This window comes from Duganella sp. Root198D2 (assembly GCF_001428585.1).
Lineage (GTDB): Bacteria > Pseudomonadota > Gammaproteobacteria > Burkholderiales > Burkholderiaceae_D > Rugamonas.
On sequence record NZ_LMIC01000048.1, the window covers coordinates 175,764 to 193,236 of the forward strand.

Annotated in this window: 17 protein-coding genes; 9 read left to right on the top strand and 8 right to left on the bottom strand. The window is 61.9% G+C overall.

Annotated features, from left to right (window positions below; translation table 11 throughout):
* Window positions 1–41: 41 nt before the first annotated feature.
* The 4 genes from ASE26_RS24580 to mpl are packed head-to-tail and all read right to left on the bottom strand — an operon-like array spanning window position 42 to window position 4,616.
* Complete coding sequence (locus tag ASE26_RS24580) at window positions 42–2,075, bottom strand: ribonuclease catalytic domain-containing protein (protein WP_055929335.1); 2,034 nt, start codon at window positions 2,073–2,075, stop codon at window positions 42–44.
* Window positions 2,072–2,656, bottom strand: coding sequence for a chorismate lyase (locus ASE26_RS24585; RefSeq protein ID WP_057247099.1), 585 nt, complete (start codon window positions 2,654–2,656; stop codon window positions 2,072–2,074). Before ASE26_RS24585 ends, ASE26_RS24580 begins: the two co-directional genes overlap by 4 nt.
* Window positions 2,653–3,234, bottom strand: a complete 582-nt coding sequence (locus ASE26_RS24590) for a YqiA/YcfP family alpha/beta fold hydrolase (protein WP_055929330.1) — start codon at window positions 3,232–3,234, stop codon at window positions 2,653–2,655. The genes ASE26_RS24585 and ASE26_RS24590 overlap by 4 nt, the downstream gene beginning before the upstream one ends.
* Window positions 3,234–4,616, bottom strand: a complete 1,383-nt coding sequence (gene mpl, locus ASE26_RS24595; protein ID WP_082591467.1) for a UDP-N-acetylmuramate:L-alanyl-gamma-D-glutamyl-meso-diaminopimelate ligase — start codon at window positions 4,614–4,616, stop codon at window positions 3,234–3,236. The genes ASE26_RS24590 and mpl overlap by 1 nt, the downstream gene beginning before the upstream one ends.
* A gap of 170 nt (window positions 4,617–4,786) precedes the next feature.
* Here mpl and ASE26_RS24600 point away from each other — a divergent pair, with 170 nt between their 5' ends.
* From ASE26_RS24600 to ASE26_RS24635, 8 genes are all read left to right on the top strand, one after another.
* Window positions 4,787–5,395 (top strand): hypothetical protein, encoded by a 609-nt coding sequence (locus tag ASE26_RS24600; protein ID WP_055929327.1) that lies wholly within the window; start codon window positions 4,787–4,789, stop codon window positions 5,393–5,395.
* Window positions 5,395–5,940, top strand: coding sequence for a TlpA disulfide reductase family protein (locus ASE26_RS24605; RefSeq protein ID WP_055929324.1), 546 nt, complete (start codon window positions 5,395–5,397; stop codon window positions 5,938–5,940). Before ASE26_RS24600 ends, ASE26_RS24605 begins: the two co-directional genes overlap by 1 nt.
* 115 nt (window positions 5,941–6,055) lie before the next feature.
* Entirely contained in the window at window positions 6,056–6,493 is a 438-nt protein-coding gene (gene aroQ / locus ASE26_RS24610) for a type II 3-dehydroquinate dehydratase (RefSeq protein WP_057247101.1), read from the top strand.
* A gap of 95 nt (window positions 6,494–6,588) precedes the next feature.
* A complete protein-coding gene (gene accB / locus ASE26_RS24615) occupies window positions 6,589–7,056 on the top strand; it encodes an acetyl-CoA carboxylase biotin carboxyl carrier protein (RefSeq protein ID WP_055929317.1) in 468 nt (155 codons plus the stop codon).
* 75 nt (window positions 7,057–7,131) lie between these two features.
* Window positions 7,132–8,490 carry an acetyl-CoA carboxylase biotin carboxylase subunit gene (gene accC / locus ASE26_RS24620; protein WP_055929314.1) on the top strand — a complete coding sequence of 453 codons (1,359 nt, stop codon included), beginning with the start codon at window positions 7,132–7,134 and terminating at the stop codon, window positions 8,488–8,490.
* Between the two features lie 16 nt (window positions 8,491–8,506).
* A complete protein-coding gene (gene prmA / locus ASE26_RS24625) occupies window positions 8,507–9,418 on the top strand; it encodes a 50S ribosomal protein L11 methyltransferase (RefSeq protein ID WP_057247102.1) in 912 nt (303 codons plus the stop codon).
* Window positions 9,419–9,434: 16 nt separating this feature from the next.
* Window positions 9,435–12,323 carry a DUF3426 domain-containing protein gene (locus ASE26_RS24630; protein ID WP_057247103.1) on the top strand — a complete coding sequence of 963 codons (2,889 nt, stop codon included), beginning with the start codon at window positions 9,435–9,437 and terminating at the stop codon, window positions 12,321–12,323.
* Window positions 12,324–12,330: 7 nt separating this feature from the next.
* Window positions 12,331–13,275, top strand: coding sequence for a carbohydrate kinase family protein (locus tag ASE26_RS24635; RefSeq protein ID WP_055929304.1), 945 nt, complete (start codon window positions 12,331–12,333; stop codon window positions 13,273–13,275).
* A gap of 46 nt (window positions 13,276–13,321) precedes the next feature.
* On the opposite strand, the gene ASE26_RS24640 is transcribed toward ASE26_RS24635, so the two are convergent.
* From ASE26_RS24640 to ASE26_RS31885, 3 genes are all read right to left on the bottom strand, one after another.
* Window positions 13,322–13,615: a DUF167 domain-containing protein gene (locus ASE26_RS24640; protein ID WP_055929302.1), complete on the bottom strand. Its 294-nt coding sequence runs from the start codon at window positions 13,613–13,615 to the stop codon at window positions 13,322–13,324.
* On the bottom strand, window positions 13,612–14,121 hold the full coding sequence (locus tag ASE26_RS24645; protein ID WP_055931743.1) for a YggT family protein: 510 nt from the start codon (window positions 14,119–14,121) through the stop codon (window positions 13,612–13,614). Before ASE26_RS24645 ends, ASE26_RS24640 begins: the two co-directional genes overlap by 4 nt.
* 101 nt (window positions 14,122–14,222) lie before the next feature.
* Entirely contained in the window at window positions 14,223–14,348 is a 126-nt protein-coding gene (locus tag ASE26_RS31885) for a hypothetical protein (RefSeq protein ID WP_255356994.1), read from the bottom strand.
* A 295-nt stretch (window positions 14,349–14,643) separates the two neighbouring features.
* Here ASE26_RS31885 and ASE26_RS31275 point away from each other — a divergent pair, with 295 nt between their 5' ends.
* Window positions 14,644–15,285 (top strand): hypothetical protein, encoded by a 642-nt coding sequence (locus tag ASE26_RS31275; RefSeq protein WP_200953787.1) that lies wholly within the window; start codon window positions 14,644–14,646, stop codon window positions 15,283–15,285.
* A gap of 683 nt (window positions 15,286–15,968) precedes the next feature.
* On the opposite strand, the gene ASE26_RS24650 is transcribed toward ASE26_RS31275, so the two are convergent.
* Window positions 15,969–17,471: a chemotaxis protein CheW gene (locus ASE26_RS24650; protein ID WP_055929295.1), complete on the bottom strand. Its 1,503-nt coding sequence runs from the start codon at window positions 17,469–17,471 to the stop codon at window positions 15,969–15,971.
* Between the last annotated feature and the right edge of the window lie 2 nt (window positions 17,472–17,473).

The window sequence follows — 17,473 nt, forward strand, 5'->3', positions numbered from 1 at the left end:
TGGAATCAGAAATGATGCTTTTGAGAATCTTGAATTCTACTTCACTGTGGGCCTGGTTCGGTAACAACCGTCTCGCTGGCGAGCGCAGCCTCCTCCGCATCGGCCTCGCTCGGCTGCGCCGGATCGGCTGGCGCCTCTTCCTCGTCCAGTTCCGCCGCGGGCTCGGCAGGCTGGGTAATCGAGCCTTCCTGCAAGCGCGTCTCGATGGCCAGGTCGACTTCGTCCCAGCGCAAAACGTCCAGCTTCACGTGTGACCCGCGTGCAACAGAGGGCATGCCAGGCATGCGCACGATCAGCGGTATCTCGGCCAGGCGCAGCACTTCATCCTTCAGTACCACCGCCTCGACTTCCTTCGCGTTTTCCTGGCCCAGCCAGCGCAAGCACCAGTAACGTTCCATATTCGACTGGAAGTCCGCGTACGACGCATAAGCCGCGTCGAAGGCCGAGACGATGGCAAACAGGTTGGCATCCTTGTGCTTGAACGGCGCCACCATGGGCGCGGTCACACCGTGCGAGGCGCAGGCCAGGATCTGCCACTGGTTGACCAGGTCGGTATACCGGCGCAGCGGCGAGGTCGACCAGGCGTACTGGTCCACGCCCAGGCCCTGGTGCGGCGCGGCCTGGGTCATCATGCGCACCTGCATCTTGGCAGCCCAGCCGCCTGCGCCCTGTCCCTGGGTACGGTAGATGCCAGGCACCCCGTGGTCGTGCATCAGCTTGCCCCAGGTGCTGTTGGCGAAGATCATCAGCTCGGCCACGATCTTGTCCAGCGGCGCACCGCGCTTGCGGCGCGAGATCGTGACCACATCGTCTTCCACATAGAAGTTGAAGTCGACGCGGTTATTCTGTTCCGGCTTCAGGCCGAAGGCCTCACGCTTGACCATGCGGCCCGCTTCCAGGTGCTGGGCCCAGCCCCACAGCAAGGTCAGCTCGGCCTTGCGCGGGTAGTCGCCGGCGCCGCTGGCCAGGGTTTCCTCGTTGACCAGTTCGTCCAGCGTGTTGTGGCGCAGGTTGTTGGCGATCGGCACCAGCTCGGCCTTGGTTGCGGTCGAGATGACCGACCAGTCGGCCGGATCCAGCACGGCATACAGCGACAGCGCCGGGCAGGTCTTGCCTTCGGCCAGGGTAAAAGCCTCAACGATGCTGTCCGGCAGCATGGTGATCTTGTCGCCCGGCATATACACGGTGGACATGCGGCCGCGCGCGATCTTGTCGATGGCGTCGTCCGGCTTGATGCCCAGGCCTGGTGCGGCGATGTGGATGCCGACACGCACCTTGCCGTCCGCCTGGTGCACCACGGAGAAGGCGTCGTCGATTTCGGTGGTGGTCACGTCGTCGATGGAGAACGCTGCCACTGCCGCCAGCGGCAGGCCGGCAGGCGCGGCAGGCACCGGCAGTTCGGGGAAGCCATGGCCTTTCGGGAAATTCTCGAACAGGAATTTCGCCATGTGCAGCTCTTTCGGCGACTTGATGCCGCCGGCCGACAACATCAGGCGCGCCGGCGTGGTGTGCGCTTCATTGGCGGCCTGCTCCAGCGCCTTGTATTCAATGGTGTTCTTGTCCGGCTTGAACAGCAGCTGGCTCACGATGTTCTGCATCGAAACCGGCAGGGTGCCCGCCTTCAGTTCCTCGGCGTACTGGCCCTGGATGACGGCTTGCTGCTTCTTCTTCTCGATACCGGCCAGTGCCGCCTTCAGCGTCTGCTCCGGGGCTTTCTTGTAGCGGCCGCGGCCCTTCTTGTGGAAATAGATCGGCGCCGCATGCAGGCTCAGGATCAGGCCGGCCGCTTCCGCCGGCTGCGGGGCGTGGCCGAAATACTCGGCGCCCAGTTCGGCGAAACCGAACTCTTCTTCGCCCGCCACTTCCCACAGGAAGTCCAGGTCGACGTCGGCGGCGATGGCCTTGGCCTGCTCCAGCAATTCAGCCGGCGCCGGCTTGTCGAACTGCAGCATCACGTCCTTGGTTTTGACCTTGTTGCGCTTGCCGCTTGCCATTTCAACCTGGTAGGCCTCGCCTGCTTGCGACAGCACGCTGCCTACTTTGAAATCGCCCGATTCTTCAAAAAATACATTCATTTCACGTTATTCCGTTCAAGCTTCAGCACCGGGGGCAGGAAGACCTCGGTCACCAGCAAAGTTCCTTCATGGCGCCGGTACAGGCAGCGCCGTGCATACAGTAAAGCATCCTCCGGCACCTCGGCGCCGTTGGCCGCCAGGGCCGCGCGTGCACGCAAGGCCAGCGGATGCGTCGCGCGCAGCCGCGCAAATTCCAGTCCGCCGCGCCGCACTTGCGGGTCGCCGAACAGTGTACTGCCGAGCGAGCGTTCGCCCAAGGCACTGAACAGCGGCCAGTCCGAGGCGTCCGCCGCCATCGGCACCACGGTGTGGGCGAAGACGACAGGCGTATTATCACACCGCAGCAACACTTCCCTCTCCCAGACACGGCCGGGGCGATGATAGCCGATGATATTGGCTTCGTCTGCCAGGCAGATTGCCGTGTCCTGGTGCAGCAGCTGCACGCGGAAAGCGCTGCTATGCGCTTTCAGTTTATTGGTCAGCGACCCGCCGCTGGCCAGCCAGTGGCGGTAAGGGTGCGGGGCGTTCGTTGCAAGCACGTGACCGTGCCAGTTGGCCTGGCGCAGCGATTGACCTTTCATCGCGTCCCGCCCGTGATGCCACAGAACTCGAGCACTTCGTCGAGGTAATCGGCGTATTCGCTGATAGCGTGGTCGCTGCCTTCCACCACCTTGCGTTTCGCGCCGCGATAGTGGACCAGCATCTGGCGGTAGTCCAGTACTTCGTCGCCGGTGCAGGCAATCAGGAAATAGCGCTCCATCTCCAGCATGTGGCCCGGAGACAGCGCCAGAAGCTCGTCTATATATTCACGCTTGAATTCGAACAGCTCATCGGAATGGTAGGCGGTCGTCACACCGACATGCTTCTCCAGATCCAGCGCCGCAACCACGGCCGGGTTCAAGACGACCGCGCGGCATTTGAGTTTTTCCGCCATCCAGGTGGCATAGTAGCCGCCCAAGGACGATCCGATGATGGTGAGCCCGGACGGCGGGACGTGCGCCACCAGTCCCATTGCCAGTTCCATCGCCAGCTTTGGGCTGGCCGGCAGCTGGGGGCAAATGAACTCCGCACTGCGGCCAAGCTGCGCCATCCGCTGCCCGGTCAGCCGCGCCTTCATCGACAGCGGTGAAGAGCGGAAGCCATGCAAGTACAAAATCATTACTTCAGCGCCTCCAGCAATTTCTGGTGCACGCCGCCGAAGCCGCCGTTGCTCATCACAATAATATGGTCGCCCGGCTTGGCCTGCGCCACGATGGCCTTCACCATCAGGTCGAGGTCTTCGTAGGCCGCAGCGATCTGGCCCATCGGCGACAACGCCTCGGCGAGCTTCCAGCCCAGGGCCTTTTCACTGCCGAAGCCGAATACCAGGTCGGCGTCTTTTAAACTGCCGGGCAGTGCGTCTTTCATGGTGCCCAGCTTCATGGTGTTGGAGCGCGGCTCCAGCACGGCCAGGATGCGTCCCGCCTTGGCGCCAGATTCATTATTGAGTTTCTGGCGCAGGCCGCCGACGGTGGTCTCGATGGCGGTCGGGTGGTGGGCGAAATCGTCGTACACGGTGACGCCGCCGACAGTGCCGCGCACTTCCATGCGGCGCTTGACGCTCTGGAAGTCTGCCAGCGCCTGGGCGGCGATCTCGATCGGCACGCCCACGTGGCGCGCGGCCGCAATCGCGGCCAGCGCGTTGGAACGGTTATGTTTACCGGTCAGCTGCCAGGTCACGGTGGCGGCCCTGGCGCCTTTGAAGATGACGTCGAAGCTGCCGTCGGCATGCTCGGCCATGGCCCAGTCGGCGCCTTGCGCAGCGCCGAAAGTTTCCTTCTCACTCCAGCAGCCGCGTTTCAGCACGCGCTGCAGGCTGCCTTCATCGGCATTGGCGATCACGCGGCCGATGCCGGGGACGGTGCGCACCAGGTGGTGGAACTGGGTTTCAATGGCGCCGATGTCCGGGAAGATGTCGGCGTGGTCGTATTCCAGGTTGTTCAGGATGGCCGTCTTCGAGTGGTAGTGCACGAACTTGCTGCGCTTGTCGAAGAAGGCGGTGTCGTATTCGTCCGCTTCAATGACGAAGAATTCGGAGTTGGCGCCGGGGCCGGTGAGGCGCGCCGAGATGCCGAAATTCTGCGGGATGCCGCCGATCAGGAAGCCGGGCGCGTAGCCGGCGTGCTCCAGGATCCAGGCCACCATGGCCGAGGTGGTGGTCTTGCCGTGCGTGCCGGCAACCGACAGCACCCATTTGTCTTTCAGGATGTGCTCGCCGATCCATTGCGGGCCGGAGATCATTGGCAGGTTGCGGTTCATGATCTCTTCCACCAGCGCATTGCCGCGCGAAACCACGTTGCCGATCACAAAAAGGTCGGGATGCAATTCCACCTGCTCGGGGCCGAAGCCCTGGATCAGTTCAATACCCTGGGCTTCCAGCTGCGTGCTCATCGGGGGGTAGACATTGGCGTCGCAACCCGTTACACGGTGGCCGGCTTCCTTTGCCAGAACGGCAAGGCCGCCCATGAAAGTGCCGCAGATGCCTAGGATGTGGATGTGCATGGTGGTGATGGAAAAGAATCAAGAGCCGGATTTTACCTGATTAAAACCGGTAAACCGGGGTCCGGCCCGCGGGGTTGGTTCGCATAACCCAAACCGCAGACCGCGAGACCGTACAGGGTCTGACCCTATGGGTCAGACCCTGGTTTACCGGTTTTAGGTATGATGCATCCATGAACCCCGAGATCAAAACCGAAATCGCCGCCGCCGCCGCCCGCATGATTGCGCAGGATGGCGCCGACTACGGCAGCGCCAAACGCAAAGCCGCGCGCCAGATATTAGGCGACGCCCAGGCGCGCGACCTGCCCGACGCCCTCCCCGACAACGAACAGATCGAGGAAGAAGTCCGCCTATACCACGCTTTATATAATGCGGACACCCACCCGGCGCATTTATTCAGATTGCGCGGCCTGGCTTTGCAGGTCATGGAAATGCTGGAACAATACCAACCCTTCCTGACCGGCTCCGTCCTGCACGGCACGGCCGGAATGCACGACGACATCCACCTGCAAGTCTTCGTGGACAGCGCCAAGGAAGTGGAGATTTATCTATTGAACAAGAACCTGCAAATCGAAATTTCTGAATCGCCCCACTTCCGCGGCCCCCGTTTCGAAGACGCGGAAACGGCCAGCTTCATGTGGAAAAATACCGGCGTGCACGTCGAAATCTATGAACAGGACGACCTGCGCGGCGCAAAAAAGAAAAGCGGCGACAAGCTGCTGCGCGCCGATATCGCGGAAGTACGCACCATCCTCACCAATAGCTCGCACCCAGCCCAATAATGAAAAAAATTGCAATTTACGCCGTTGTCGCGGTCCTTTTCCTGGGCGCCGGCGCCTGGTACGGCATCCACACCAAACAAACCCCGGACCCGCTCACCACCACTGCCCCGGCCGGCGTGACCAGCCCCGTAGCCGCCCTGATGGCAGAAACCTTGCCAAATGATAAAGGCTCCAGGGAAGCGCTGGCGCAATGGAAAGGCAAGAACCTGCTGGTGAATTTCTGGGCGCCGTGGTGCGCGCCGTGCGTGGAAGAGATGCCGGAATTGTCGGAACTGCAAAATTCCGAGCTTGGAAAGAAGGTCCAGGTGCTCGGCATCGGCATCGATTCGCCATCCAATATTGCAGAATTCACACAGAAGGTGAAGGTCGCCTACCCCGTTTATGTGGCCGGCATGAGCGGCACAGAACTGTCGCGCCAGTTCGGCAATACGCAAGGCGGCCTGCCCTTCACGGTCCTGATTGGCGCTGACGGCACGGTCAAAAAGACTTACCTGGCACGCCTGAAATTCGACGACCTGAAGGCCGACCTGGCGGCCTTAAACTAGTGGAAGCCGGTCGCCGAACGACCGTTCTATTAACTTCCGCCAAGTTATTTTCTCTTGCCAATGCTCGTAGATGGCGGCAAAATGCGGAACTTTCGCGGAAAATGGTCAGGGAATCATGGCATCGAAGCTGTTGCTACTTAATGGCCCCAACCTGAATTTGTTGGGGACGCGCGAGCCTGAAACTTACGGCGCCAGCACCTTGGCAGACGTTGAACAGGCTGCGCAGGCACAGGCCAGGACCGCCGGGGCCCAGCTCGCCTGTTTCCAGAGCAACAACGAAGGAGCGTTGATTGACCGCATCCACGCAGCCCGAACCGAGGGCGTGGATTTCATCGTCATCAACCCGGGAGGCTATACCCACACCAGCGTCGCACTGCGCGATGCATTGACAGGCGTAGCGATTCCTTTTATTGAAGTACACATTTCGAATATTTATCGGCGGGAGGAGTTCCGCCACCATTCCTATCTCAGCGCAATCGCACAGGGGACGATCTGCGGGCTTGGTATCGAGGGATATCGTCTCGCCATCGACTTTGCCTTAAAAAGCAAGTAATCTACCGCGATCTGCGCACATCTAACGCGATGCCGCCCATAAGGCGGCATCAAAGTAACCGTCAACATAATAGATAGAACAAGGGAGCCAACAACATGGATCTACGCAAGCTGAAGACGCTGATCGACCTGGTAGCAGAGTCGGACATCGCTGAACTGGAAGTGACCGAAGGCGAAAGCAAGGTTCGCATCGTCAAGTCCGGCGGTCTGGCCCAAAACCAGGTAATGATGATGCCGTCGCAAGCGCCAACCCATTACGCACCTGCCGGCGCTCCCGTCGCCGCACCGGTTGCCGCGCCTGCCGCCGCTCCAGCTGCCGCCGAGCCAACCGGCCACGTTGTCAAGTCCCCGATGGTGGGTACCTTCTACCGCGCTTCCGCACCTGGCAACCCAGCCTTCGTGGAAGTGGGCGCCACCGTGAAAGAGGGCGACACCCTGTGCATCATCGAAGCGATGAAGCTGCTGAACGAGATCGATGCCGACAAGTCCGGCACCATCACCCAGATCCTGGTCGAGAACGGCCAACCGGTCGAATTCGGCCAGCCATTGTTTGTGATCGGCTAAAGCCGGGCCATGGCTGCAATGGATACCCAGGCAGCCAACACAACCTCCCCTTTCCACACAAACATAGAAGCTGCCATGTTTGAAAAAATCCTTATTGCCAATCGCGGTGAAATCGCCCTGCGCATCCAGCGCGCGTGTCGCGAACTGGGCATCAAGACTGTGGTCGTGCACTCCGAGGCCGACCGTGACGCCAAGTATGTGAAGCTGGCCGACGAATCCGTCTGCATCGGCCCTGCTCCTTCGGCCCAGTCCTACCTGAATATGCCGGCCATTATTTCCGCGGCCGAAGTGACCGACGCGGAAGCGATCCACCCAGGCTACGGCTTCCTGTCCGAGAACGCGGACTTTGCCGAGCGCGTGGAAAAATCCGGTTTCGTCTTTATCGGCCCGCGCGCCGAATCGATCCGCATGATGGGCGACAAAGTGTCGGCCAAGCACGCCATGATCAAAGCCGGCGTGCCTTGCGTGCCAGGTTCCGAAGGCGCCCTGCCGGATGATCCGAAAGTCATCGTGCAGATCGCCCGCAAAGTCGGCTATCCGGTCATCATCAAGGCCGCAGGCGGCGGCGGTGGCCGCGGCATGCGCGTGGTGCATACCGAAGCTGCCCTGCTGAACGCGGTCACCATGACCAAATCGGAAGCCGGCGCCGCCTTCGGCAATCCGGAAGTCTATATGGAGAAGTACCTGGAGAATCCGCGCCACGTGGAAATCCAGATCCTGGCCGACGAACATAAGAACGCAGTCTGGCTGGGCGAACGCGACTGCTCGATGCAGCGCCGCCACCAGAAGGTGATCGAAGAAGCACCGGCCCCCGGCATCCCACGCAAGGTGATCGAGAAGATCGGCGACCGCTGCGCCGAAGCTTGCCGCAAGATCGGCTACCGTGGCGCCGGCACCTTCGAATTCCTGTATGAAAACGGCGAGTTCTATTTCATCGAAATGAACACCCGCGTCCAGGTTGAGCACCCGGTCACCGAAATGATCACCGGTATCGACATCGTGCAGGAACAGATCCGCATTGCCGCGGGCGAGAAGCTGCGCTTCCGCCAGCGCGACGTGCTGCTGTCCGGCCACGCCATCGAATGCCGTATCAATGCCGAGGATCCGTTCAAGTTCACCCCGTCGCCAGGCCGCATCACTGCATGGCATACTCCGGGTGGCCCAGGCGTGCGTGTTGACTCGCACTCCTATGCGGGTTACTTTGTACCACCGAACTACGATTCGATGATCGGCAAGGTCATTACTTACGGCGCAACCCGCGAGCAGGCTATCCGCCGCATGCAGATCGCTCTGTCGGAAATGGTGGTCGAAGGCATTTCGACCAACATCCCGCTGCACCGCGAGCTGATGGTCGATGCGCGCTTCATCGAAGGCGGCACCAACATCCACTATCTTGAACAACGACTGGCAGAAATGCCAAAAGCAGGTAAATAAGGCAGGTAGTAATAATATGAGCTGGACTGAAATCGTCATCGAAGTAGCCCGTGAACACGCTGAGGCCCTGTCCGAAGCGTTGATGGATGCGGGCGCGCTGTCGGTGTCGGTGGAGGATGCCGATGAAGGCACCGACGCCGAAAAACCCCTGTTCGGCGAGCCGGGCATGGAGCCGACCGAAGCGGCATGGGATCATAGCCGCGTGGTCGCGCTGACCGATGACGAGGAAGACCAGGCCCTGATCGTGGCGGCTGCCGCCGGCGCGATCGGGCTGGCTCACCTGCCCAAGTTCACCACCCGCAAGGTGGAGGACGCTGACTGGGTGCGTTTGACCCAGTCGCAATTTGAGCCGATCCATATCGGCAAGAACATCTGGGTCGTGCCGAGCTGGCATGAAGCGCCGGATCCGTCCGCGCTGATCCTGGAACTGGACCCGGGCCTGGCCTTCGGTACCGGTTCGCACCCAACCACCAAGCTGTGCATGGAATGGCTGGAGGCCCATCCGGCGCCAGGCAAATCGGTGCTGGACTACGGTTGCGGTTCCGGCATCCTGGCCATGGTGGCGCGCAAGCTGGGCGCTACCACCGTTGCCGGCGTGGATATCGATCCACAGGCTGTGGTGTCTGCCAACGACAATGCGGTACGCAACCGCGTGGAAGATATCCAGTACTTCGTGCCGGATGATTTCGCGGAGTCGGCGTTTGCTGCGCAGCGTTTCGATATCGTGGTGGCCAACATCCTGTCCTCGCCGCTGAAGCTGATGGCACCGATGCTTTCCGGCCGCGTGGCGCCGGGTGGTTCGCTGGTGCTGTCCGGCGTGCTGGCGCGCCAGGCGGAAGAAGTCGCGGCGGCTTACGCGCCGTTCATCAAACTGAGCGTCTGGGCTGAGCACGAAGGCTGGGTGTGCCTGTCCGGCACGCTGGCATAAGGTTTTTCCCTGACTGATGGCGCTCGCCACTAAATGCCCCCATTGCAGTACGATCTTCAGGGTCGCGGCTGACCAACTGAAACTACGCGGGGGCATTGTCCGTTGCGGCTCCTGCGCGCTGGTTTTCGATGGCAATGCTGCCCTGGTTGAACCGGCGGCCAAGCCGACTCCTGTCATTCCCGATGTAGTTGCCGATGCGCCGCCTGCGAAGCCGGCGATTTCCGACTATGTGCATGGTTCGCCGGTCGATTTCGAGATCGATTTCGCCGAAACGCCTGTCGCTGCGCCTCTGGCCGGCGAGCCGCCCAAGGAAGCCCCGCGCGCTGCCGTGCCGGCTGCTGAAGCTGCGTCGCCTGCCGTCTGGCGCTCCGCTACCGCACCCGCGAGCGGCGCGACGTCAAGCGTGGCCGGCTCCTTGCCTGTCGCCGAGCCGGCACCCGCTGCCGCCCAACCGCCAGCCAAAGCGCCTTCGCCTGACGACATCGCCATAGCCGCCGTGACCCGCGCCTTCGCGGCTGCGACCACGCATGCTGCGCCGCAATCGCAGCAGGCCGCACCGTCGCGCGCGGCTGAGGCACCAAGGGCACCCGCTTCGGTGCCGGCTGCGTTGCCGCCGGCAACTCGAACGCCGTCATCGCCAGCTTCGCGCTCGCTGATCGATGTCGTGTCGCCCGACGCCACGTTCACTGCCGCGGCCGAACCATCGCCTCCGCTGGTACCCGATACCGCCGCCGTGTCGCTTCCGTCACGGGCCCGGTCGCCTGCCGGCCTGTCGTCGCTGGCCGACTTGGTGGCGCCAGACGATATCTTCTCGGCAACGGCAGAAGCGTCGACACCATTGGCACCTCCGCCGCCGGATAGAGCCCCGTCCCCGGCTGCCCCGGCCTGGCATCCGGACGTACTGTCGCCGGATATCACCTTCTCGGCCACTACAAAAACGACACCGGCTGCCGCGGCACCGGCCGCACCCACAGCGCGCCCGGTATTCGCGCCTGCGCCGCCACCGCTACCAGTTGCAGCCTCCATCGAGGAGGCGGTATCTCCAGTCGTTCCTGTCCCGCCGGCCGTTACAGGCACACCGGCAGCCGCTCCCCTGTCCGATTCCGTCGGGCACGCGCCGCAGGCAGTCAATGAAGCTGCCGTGGCAACGCCGGCCGCCCTGGCAGATTCGCCGGTCGTGGAAGCGCAACCCCATCGCGACGAAACACTCGCCGAATCTTTGCCGGCGGCCGAAGAAAACACGCTTCCGTCGGAACCGGCCCTCGCAATCGCAGCGACGTCGCCTGTCGACCACGCGGATTTGCCGGCCGAAGCTGAAGCGCCTTCGTATCGCGACGAAACACCCGTCGAGTCCTTGTTGCCGGAAGACCATGTGGAGTCGCCAGCCGACGCCGACGCGTCTCCGCTGGAAGAAGAAATCCCCCTCGAGCCAGTGTACGTTGCCGAAGAGGCCCAGCCCACGGCGGAAGGTGCACTTGCTTTTGAAGCGCCATCGCCGCCCGATCACGCGGATTCACCTGCCGCAATCGAAGCACAGCTGCCAGGCGAAGCATTCCTCGCCGAGCCGGCGCAAACCGCCGGCGAGACCGCGCTCCTTGCGGATGCAGCACTCGCATTCGAAACGCCATCACACGTTGAGCATCAAGACGAAACCCCCGCCGAGCCGGGGCATGCGGCAGAAGAGAACTTGGGCCCGTTGGATGATGCGCTTGCATTGGAAACCACAGCGCCCGCCGAGCCAGAGCTGGCAATCGACGACATCGCGGTTGGGGAAACGGGCGAGCGCACCGGCACCTCCCTTCTGGATGCCATCGACCAATGGTCAGCCGACAATACGCACCCTGACGGCCGCGTCGAGCCCTCGCTCCACACGCCCCAGGAACACCTGGTCATCGCCGCCCTCGACGACGCGCACCATTTTGAAGACCTGCCGTCCGACGAAAGGTCCGCGCCCGACGCGCCAGCCGCAGCGGCCGAGGCAGATAGCCTGGACGGGCCGCCGCTTGACGCCGAACCATGGGCCGCGGCCGACGCAGCAGCGGCTGGCGAGCCGTGGAGCCTGGCCGAGCCCGACGAAACCGCCCTGCACGCCGTAGCAGCCGTCAACACGGACGCCCCGGATGACGGTGCGTCCGTCACCGACGACGAAGTGCTCGAACCGGTCGAACCGCCGGCCAGGTCGCGCCGCGAACGCGCCCTGAAACGCGCCAAATCGCGCCGCGACGCCAGCCCCCCGGGCGCAGAACATGACGTCTTCGCCATCGAAGAAAACGGCCCGGAAGCTGAAGCGAGCGCCGAAGAAATCGCCGCCCGCATGCGCGCCATCGCCGGCGTTGACGAAGCTGAAGCCAAAGCCGACGCCAACGCCGGGGACCTAGACCACTCCGACCTGAATTTCGTGAAGCGCGTCGACCGCAGCCAGAAATATGGCAAGGCCGTCACGATCACGATGGCGCTCGGCGTCCCGATACTGCTGGCCGGGCTGGTGCTGCAAGCCGCGACCACCTTCCGCGACACGCTGGCCGCCAACTACCCGCAACTGAAGCCGGCATTGGCCGCAGTGTGCCAGCCGCTGGGCTGCAAGATCGCCCTGCCAACCCAGCTCGACGCACTTAGCGTCGAACCGGGCGAACTGGCCAGCATGACTGAAAACACTTTCAGCTTCAGCACCGTCCTGCGCAACCAGTCCAAGACCCCGCAAGCCTGGCCGCATGTCGAGCTGACCCTGAACGACAACGCCGACAAGCCGGTGCTGCGCCGCGTCTTCGCTCCGGGCGAATACCTGCCGTCGCCTGCCGACGCCGAAAAAGGCTTCGGCCCGCGCAGCGAGCAAAGCATTAAACTGTACTTCGAACTAAAAGAGCTCAAAGCTTCCGGCTATCACATCGCCATTTTCTACCCTTAAGAATACTATGACTAAAACCGCGCTTGTCTGTGGCTCCCTGGCCATCGACATCATCATGCAATATGAAGGCCGTTTCGGCGACACGCTGCTGGCCGACCAGCTGCACAAGGTCAATGTATCCTTCCTGGTGCCGACCATGCGCACCGAGTTTGGCGGCTGCTCCGGCAATATTGCCTACTCGCTCAAGATGCTGGGCGGCGACCCGCGCATTGTCGGCGTGCTGGGCCAGGATTGCGCGGCCTACCTGGAACGCTTCCAGAAGCTCGGCATCTCGACCGACAATATCCTGATCAAGAAGGATGCCTACAACGCGCAGTGCTTCGTCACCGCCGATGCAGACCACAACCAGATCAACGCCTTCCACCCTGGCGCCATGTCTTTCGCACACGAGAACCCGATCGAGAAAGCCGGCCCGGCCCGCATCGCGATCATTTCGCCGGATGGCCACCTGGGCATGCTGAAGCACGCAGAAGACCTGGCACGCCTGGGTGTCCCGTTCATCTTCGATCCGGGCCAGCAGATGCCGATGTTCACGCCTGAACAGCTGATCGGCTTCATCGAGCAGGCCACTTATGTAACCTGCAATGACTATGAGATCGAGCTGCTGATGTCGCGTACCGGCCTGACGATTCCGGATATCGCGGCGAAGCTGGAGGCGCTGATCGTGACCCGTGGCGAGAAGGGTTCGGAGATTTATACCCAGGGCAAGCGGATTGATATTCCTGCCGTACTGGTGGATTCGTCGCTCGACCTGGACCCGACCGGCTGCGGCGATGCTTATCGCGCTGGCTTGCTGTTTGGTCTGGTCAACGACCTGGGATGGGAATCGACTGGCCGGCTTGCCAGCTTGCTGGGCGCGATCAAGATCGTCACCAAAGGGGCGCAGAACCACGTGTTCACCCCTGCGGAGATTGCCGACAAATTTGAGGCGGCGTTCGGGTACCGTTTCTAAACCCGGCAATTCCGGGGAGTGTCTGACCCTTGGGTCAGACACTGGTTTACCGGTTTAAAAGCCGGCCAACATCCTCCAGCGTCACCCCAGTCACCTCAAGTAGTTTCTTCTTATTGGTCTGCCCATGCGTCAGCGTCACCGCGCTGCGCGACACCCCCAGGGCCCCGGCCAGCCATTTCACCAGCGCCTCATTCGCCTTCCCCTCGATGGGTGGCGCGGCCAGTTTGATCTTCAGCACATCTTCCAGCACCCCGACCACTTCGGTCTTTTTCGCATTCGGCTGGATCTGCACCGCCAGGCGCACGCCGCCCGGCAGCGGGGAGTACCACGAACGGCTCATCGGCCGAACAGCATGCCAAGCAGGATCTGGCAGATTTGCAGCAGGATCAGGGCCACCAGCAGCGACAGGTCAAGGTTGCCAACCAGCGGCACCACTTTGCGGATAGGCCTGAGCAGGGGGTCGTTCAACGCGCGCACGAACGGCGCCAGCGGGGCATGCGGATTGACCCAGCTGAAAATCGCTTCGACGATCAGCAGCGCCATAAAGCCGAACAGTATCCATTCCAGGAAGCGCTGCAAGGCTGCCAGCAGTACAACCTCCGGTGTGGCGCCGACCAGGAACAGCACCGAAGTCGCCAGGATCACAATCAGGAAAGCGCCAATCAGGCTGGCCCAGTCATACCCCCCCATCCCGGGGACGATGCGGCGCAGCGGGCGCACCAGCCAGTCCGATAATTGAAAAGTAAACTGTGCCACCGACGAAGGCGGGCGGACGCGAATAGCCTGCATCCAGAATCGCAGCAAGAGCACACCGCCAAGCAGGCCGGCGGCGACATCGACGATCAGCTTAAGAATACTAAACACGAGTTCACTCCAAATAAAAAAACCGCTGTGCGATTGTCTCACACAGCGGTGTCTTCGCCATTCGGCACTAAGCGTTTAAGGGCTTAGGCAGGACGGGTGCTGGTCGGGAACGGCCAGGCGGCTGCCGGGGCGATCACGGTTTTTGCTGCCGGAGCGGCGGCTGGAGCTGGAGCTGCAGCAGCAGGTGCTGGTGCGGCAGCTGGCTTCACAGCTTCCTTCTTAGGAGCAGCAGGTTTCTTGGCAGCGGCCTTTTTAGGGGCAGCTGGTTTTGCAGCAGGAGCTGCAGCCGGTGCTACGGCTACTGGCGCAACAGCTGGCTTAGCTGCTGGCTTAGCCGAGGCTTTTTTTGGGGCGGCCTTTTTAGCTGCAGGCTTGGCAGCTGGTTTTGCGGCGGCTTTAGGAGCGGCTTTTTTAGCAGCTGGCTTGGCAGCGGCTTTCTTGGCAGCTGGCTTGGCAGCAGCTTTCTTAGCGGCTGGCTTGGCAGCAGCTTTAGGAGCAGCCTTCTTGGCAGCTGGCTTGGCAGCGGCTTTCTTGGCAGCTGGCTTGGCAGCAGCTTTCTTGGCAGCTGGTTTGGCAGCAGCTTTCTTGGCTGCTGGCTTGGCAGCGGCTTTCTTGGCGGCTGGCTTGGCAGCAGCTTTAGCTACGGTCTTTTTAGCTGCTGGTTTGGCGGCGGCTTTCTTGGCTGCTGGCTTAGCTGCAGCTTTCTTCGCTACTGGCTTAGCTGCTGCTTTTTTAGCGACGGCTTTTTTAGCTGCTGGTTTAGCGGCTGCTTTTTTAGCTGCTGGCTTAGCTGCTGCCTTGGCGACGGTTTTCTTCGCTGCTGGTTTAGCTGCTGCTTTCTTGGCTGCTGGTTTTGCTGCTGGCTTAGCAGCGGCTTTCTTCACAGCTGGTTTAGCGGCGGCTTTCTTAGCTGCTGGTTTTGCTGCTGGCTTAGCGGCAGCTTTCTTAGCGGCTGGTTTAGCGGCTGGCTTGGCAGCGGCTTTCTTAGCGGCTGGTTTAGCAGCCGGTTTAGCTGCGGCTTTAGCGGCCGGCTTAGCGGCAGCTTTCTTTGCTGGAGCAGCTGCTTTAGCGGCTGCTGGTTTCTTCTTAGCGGCGGTTGCCATTTTTAGTTCTCCTTCATCTGGGATGGGAAAGATCCACGCATAAATTTAAAACCCGTCCGGCCCTGCGCTGGACCAGGCGAATTATTCATCGGCACAAACAGGGTTGCGGTTTGCGCTAATGAATTCTGCACCCAGCTGAACTGCTGCACCTCCTCACAAGTGCAGCGCTTCAGCCATCGATTCCTGCGCCGGTGCTTGGCAGCGCAGGACTCAAATTCTTTGTCGCGACGATTGCGCGGGTGGGGCGTGAATTCAGCTCCTCGACCCCTCGTCGGGCCACGTGATACGACCAGCGTTCAAAGAAAAAACCGCCCGGCCTGATCGGGGGGATCAGGTGAGCGGCTTCGCTGTCGTCGTGTGGTCTTTCAGCATATGTATGCGTTTTTGGTTCCCATTATTTTTCGATTTTTGCGGTAACAACACACTCAAAAAACTGTGCTTGCAAATTCACGCGATTTCAAGTTCGCAAAGTACACGAAAGCTTGTCGATGCGCAACCAGCACGAATGATTTTCTTCTTCTTTTTTTGCGTCGATCTGCGAGTTCACGCACATTGAATCGCGCTTCGCGAGCACCTCGCGCGCTGCGATCGACCATCGCGCTGCCGGCCACCTTCGCATAACGCCTTTAGATAAAGGCTGTATAAAAACTGAAGCGCCCCGGTCCGCGCTTGGGCGCGAGAACGGGGCGACTGAATGATGCGTTTGAAAATTTTTTTTCGTCGCGATTACGCGACATGCAAAATTCGCTTCATCACGCGTTCCAGATCGAGCAAACAGGTGCTGTGCGTGCTTCCATCTGCTTGCGGCAGCTCCACCACCTCGTTCGATTCGGCCGACAAGCCTTGTGCAATCGCCGAGGTCTTCATCAGCGAGGGCGCGGCGAAGCGCTTGCCGTCATCGACCGTGACGATGTCGGCCACCGCGTCGACCAGCAGGCCGTATCGCCCTTCTTCCCGCTCGATGACCAGCACCTTGCCTGCGCCTTCGCCCGCTGCCATGCCATACAGGCGGCGCAAGTCGACCAGGCTGATGAGCTGCTGGCGCAGGTTCAGCACGCCGCACAGGTAGTCGGGCATGCCTGGCGGATGGCTGATGTCGCCGGCATGGTCGATGATCTCGCGTACCTGCTTCAATTCCAGTGCGAACAGCTCGCCGACCCGGAAGCTCAGGTAGACCTTGCGCCCGGCACGCTGGCCCGCTGCCGCCGGCCTGGCTTGCGCTGGGTAAAGCTGGCGATGGCCCAGGTCCATCTCGCCGATCTCGCTGCGCGAGAAGATGCCATCGTGGTCCAGCAGGATCACATCCTCCTCGCCGGCGCGCGCCACGCAACCGGCAAACATGGCGCTGCGCTCTTTGCTCAGCAAAGGAATGGCAAGCACTTCATCGCTGCTGAAATGCAGGATGCTTTCCACCTCGTCGACCAGGAATCCGAGCGTTGCCTCGCCGATGTGGGCCACCAGGATGCGCTGCCCGGCATCGGCCAGCGCCGGCTGGCCGCCGGCCAGTGCGGCAAAATCCACCACCGGCACCTGCATGCCACGGAACTGCATGCGGCCGCGGCACAGGGTGCTGGCCAGGATCGATTCGGACAGTTCCGGCACGCGCACGATCTCCTGGATCGCCTTCATCTCCATCGCAAAGCGGGCGCCGGCAGCGCGGAAGCTGATCGCATGGCGGCGCTCGCCGACCACCCGCAACTGGCGCCGCGTTTCCGCACCGCTGGCGCGCATCGATTGCACCTGCGGCACGTTCTCGATCCGCACCAGGCGCTCGATGTCGAGCACCTGGACCAGGCGCCTGCCCTCCTCCAGCAAAATGGTGCCGGCTACTACCCCTTGTGCCGAACCCTCCGCATAACGCAACCGGCTGCGTTGTTCGGGCCGCACGCGCAGGATTTCACCGGTTGCGTGAACCAGCAAACCGACCTGCGCATCCTGGTAGTCGATGATGGCGATCTTGTTCAACGCTTCGGCCGCCGGCGCCGCCGGATCGAACAAGCGCCCCAGGTTCACCACCGGGATCACGCTGCCGCGCAAGGTGAACATGCCTTCCAGGTAAGGCGGGGCAAGCGGCAGGCTGGTCATGCGCTCGGGGAAATTAACCACTTCCCGGATGCACAGTGCGGGCAGCGCGAACTCGTCCCCGCCCAGCAGGAAGGAGCCGAAAAGTTCGATCGCTGCCCCGGCGTCCGCCTGCGGCGGCGCCGATACCACACGCAAGGCTTCCATGG

Bases quoted from the DNA above. Each gene is read 5' to 3' on its own strand.
- ASE26_RS24580 (WP_055929335.1), bottom strand. From the start codon at position 2,075: ATGAATGTATTTTTTGAAGAATCGGGCGATTTCAAAGTAGGCAGCGTG.
- ASE26_RS24585 (WP_057247099.1), bottom strand. From the start codon at position 2,656: ATGAAAGGTCAATCGCTGCGCCAGGCCAACTGGCACGGTCACGTGCTT.
- ASE26_RS24590 (WP_055929330.1), bottom strand. From the start codon at position 3,234: ATGATTTTGTACTTGCATGGCTTCCGCTCTTCACCGCTGTCGATGAAG.
- mpl (WP_082591467.1), bottom strand. From the start codon at position 4,616: ATGCACATCCACATCCTAGGCATCTGCGGCACTTTCATGGGCGGCCTT.
- ASE26_RS24600 (WP_055929327.1), top strand. From the start codon at position 4,787: ATGAACCCCGAGATCAAAACCGAAATCGCCGCCGCCGCCGCCCGCATG.
- ASE26_RS24605 (WP_055929324.1), top strand. From the start codon at position 5,395: ATGAAAAAAATTGCAATTTACGCCGTTGTCGCGGTCCTTTTCCTGGGC.
- aroQ (WP_057247101.1), top strand. From the start codon at position 6,056: ATGGCATCGAAGCTGTTGCTACTTAATGGCCCCAACCTGAATTTGTTG.
- accB (WP_055929317.1), top strand. From the start codon at position 6,589: ATGGATCTACGCAAGCTGAAGACGCTGATCGACCTGGTAGCAGAGTCG.
- accC (WP_055929314.1), top strand. From the start codon at position 7,132: ATGTTTGAAAAAATCCTTATTGCCAATCGCGGTGAAATCGCCCTGCGC.
- prmA (WP_057247102.1), top strand. From the start codon at position 8,507: ATGAGCTGGACTGAAATCGTCATCGAAGTAGCCCGTGAACACGCTGAG.
- ASE26_RS24630 (WP_057247103.1), top strand. From the start codon at position 9,435: ATGGCGCTCGCCACTAAATGCCCCCATTGCAGTACGATCTTCAGGGTC.
- ASE26_RS24635 (WP_055929304.1), top strand. From the start codon at position 12,331: ATGACTAAAACCGCGCTTGTCTGTGGCTCCCTGGCCATCGACATCATC.
- ASE26_RS24640 (WP_055929302.1), bottom strand. From the start codon at position 13,615: ATGAGCCGTTCGTGGTACTCCCCGCTGCCGGGCGGCGTGCGCCTGGCG.
- ASE26_RS24650 (WP_055929295.1), bottom strand. From the start codon at position 17,471: ATGGAAGCCTTGCGTGTGGTATCGGCGCCGCCGCAGGCGGACGCCGGG.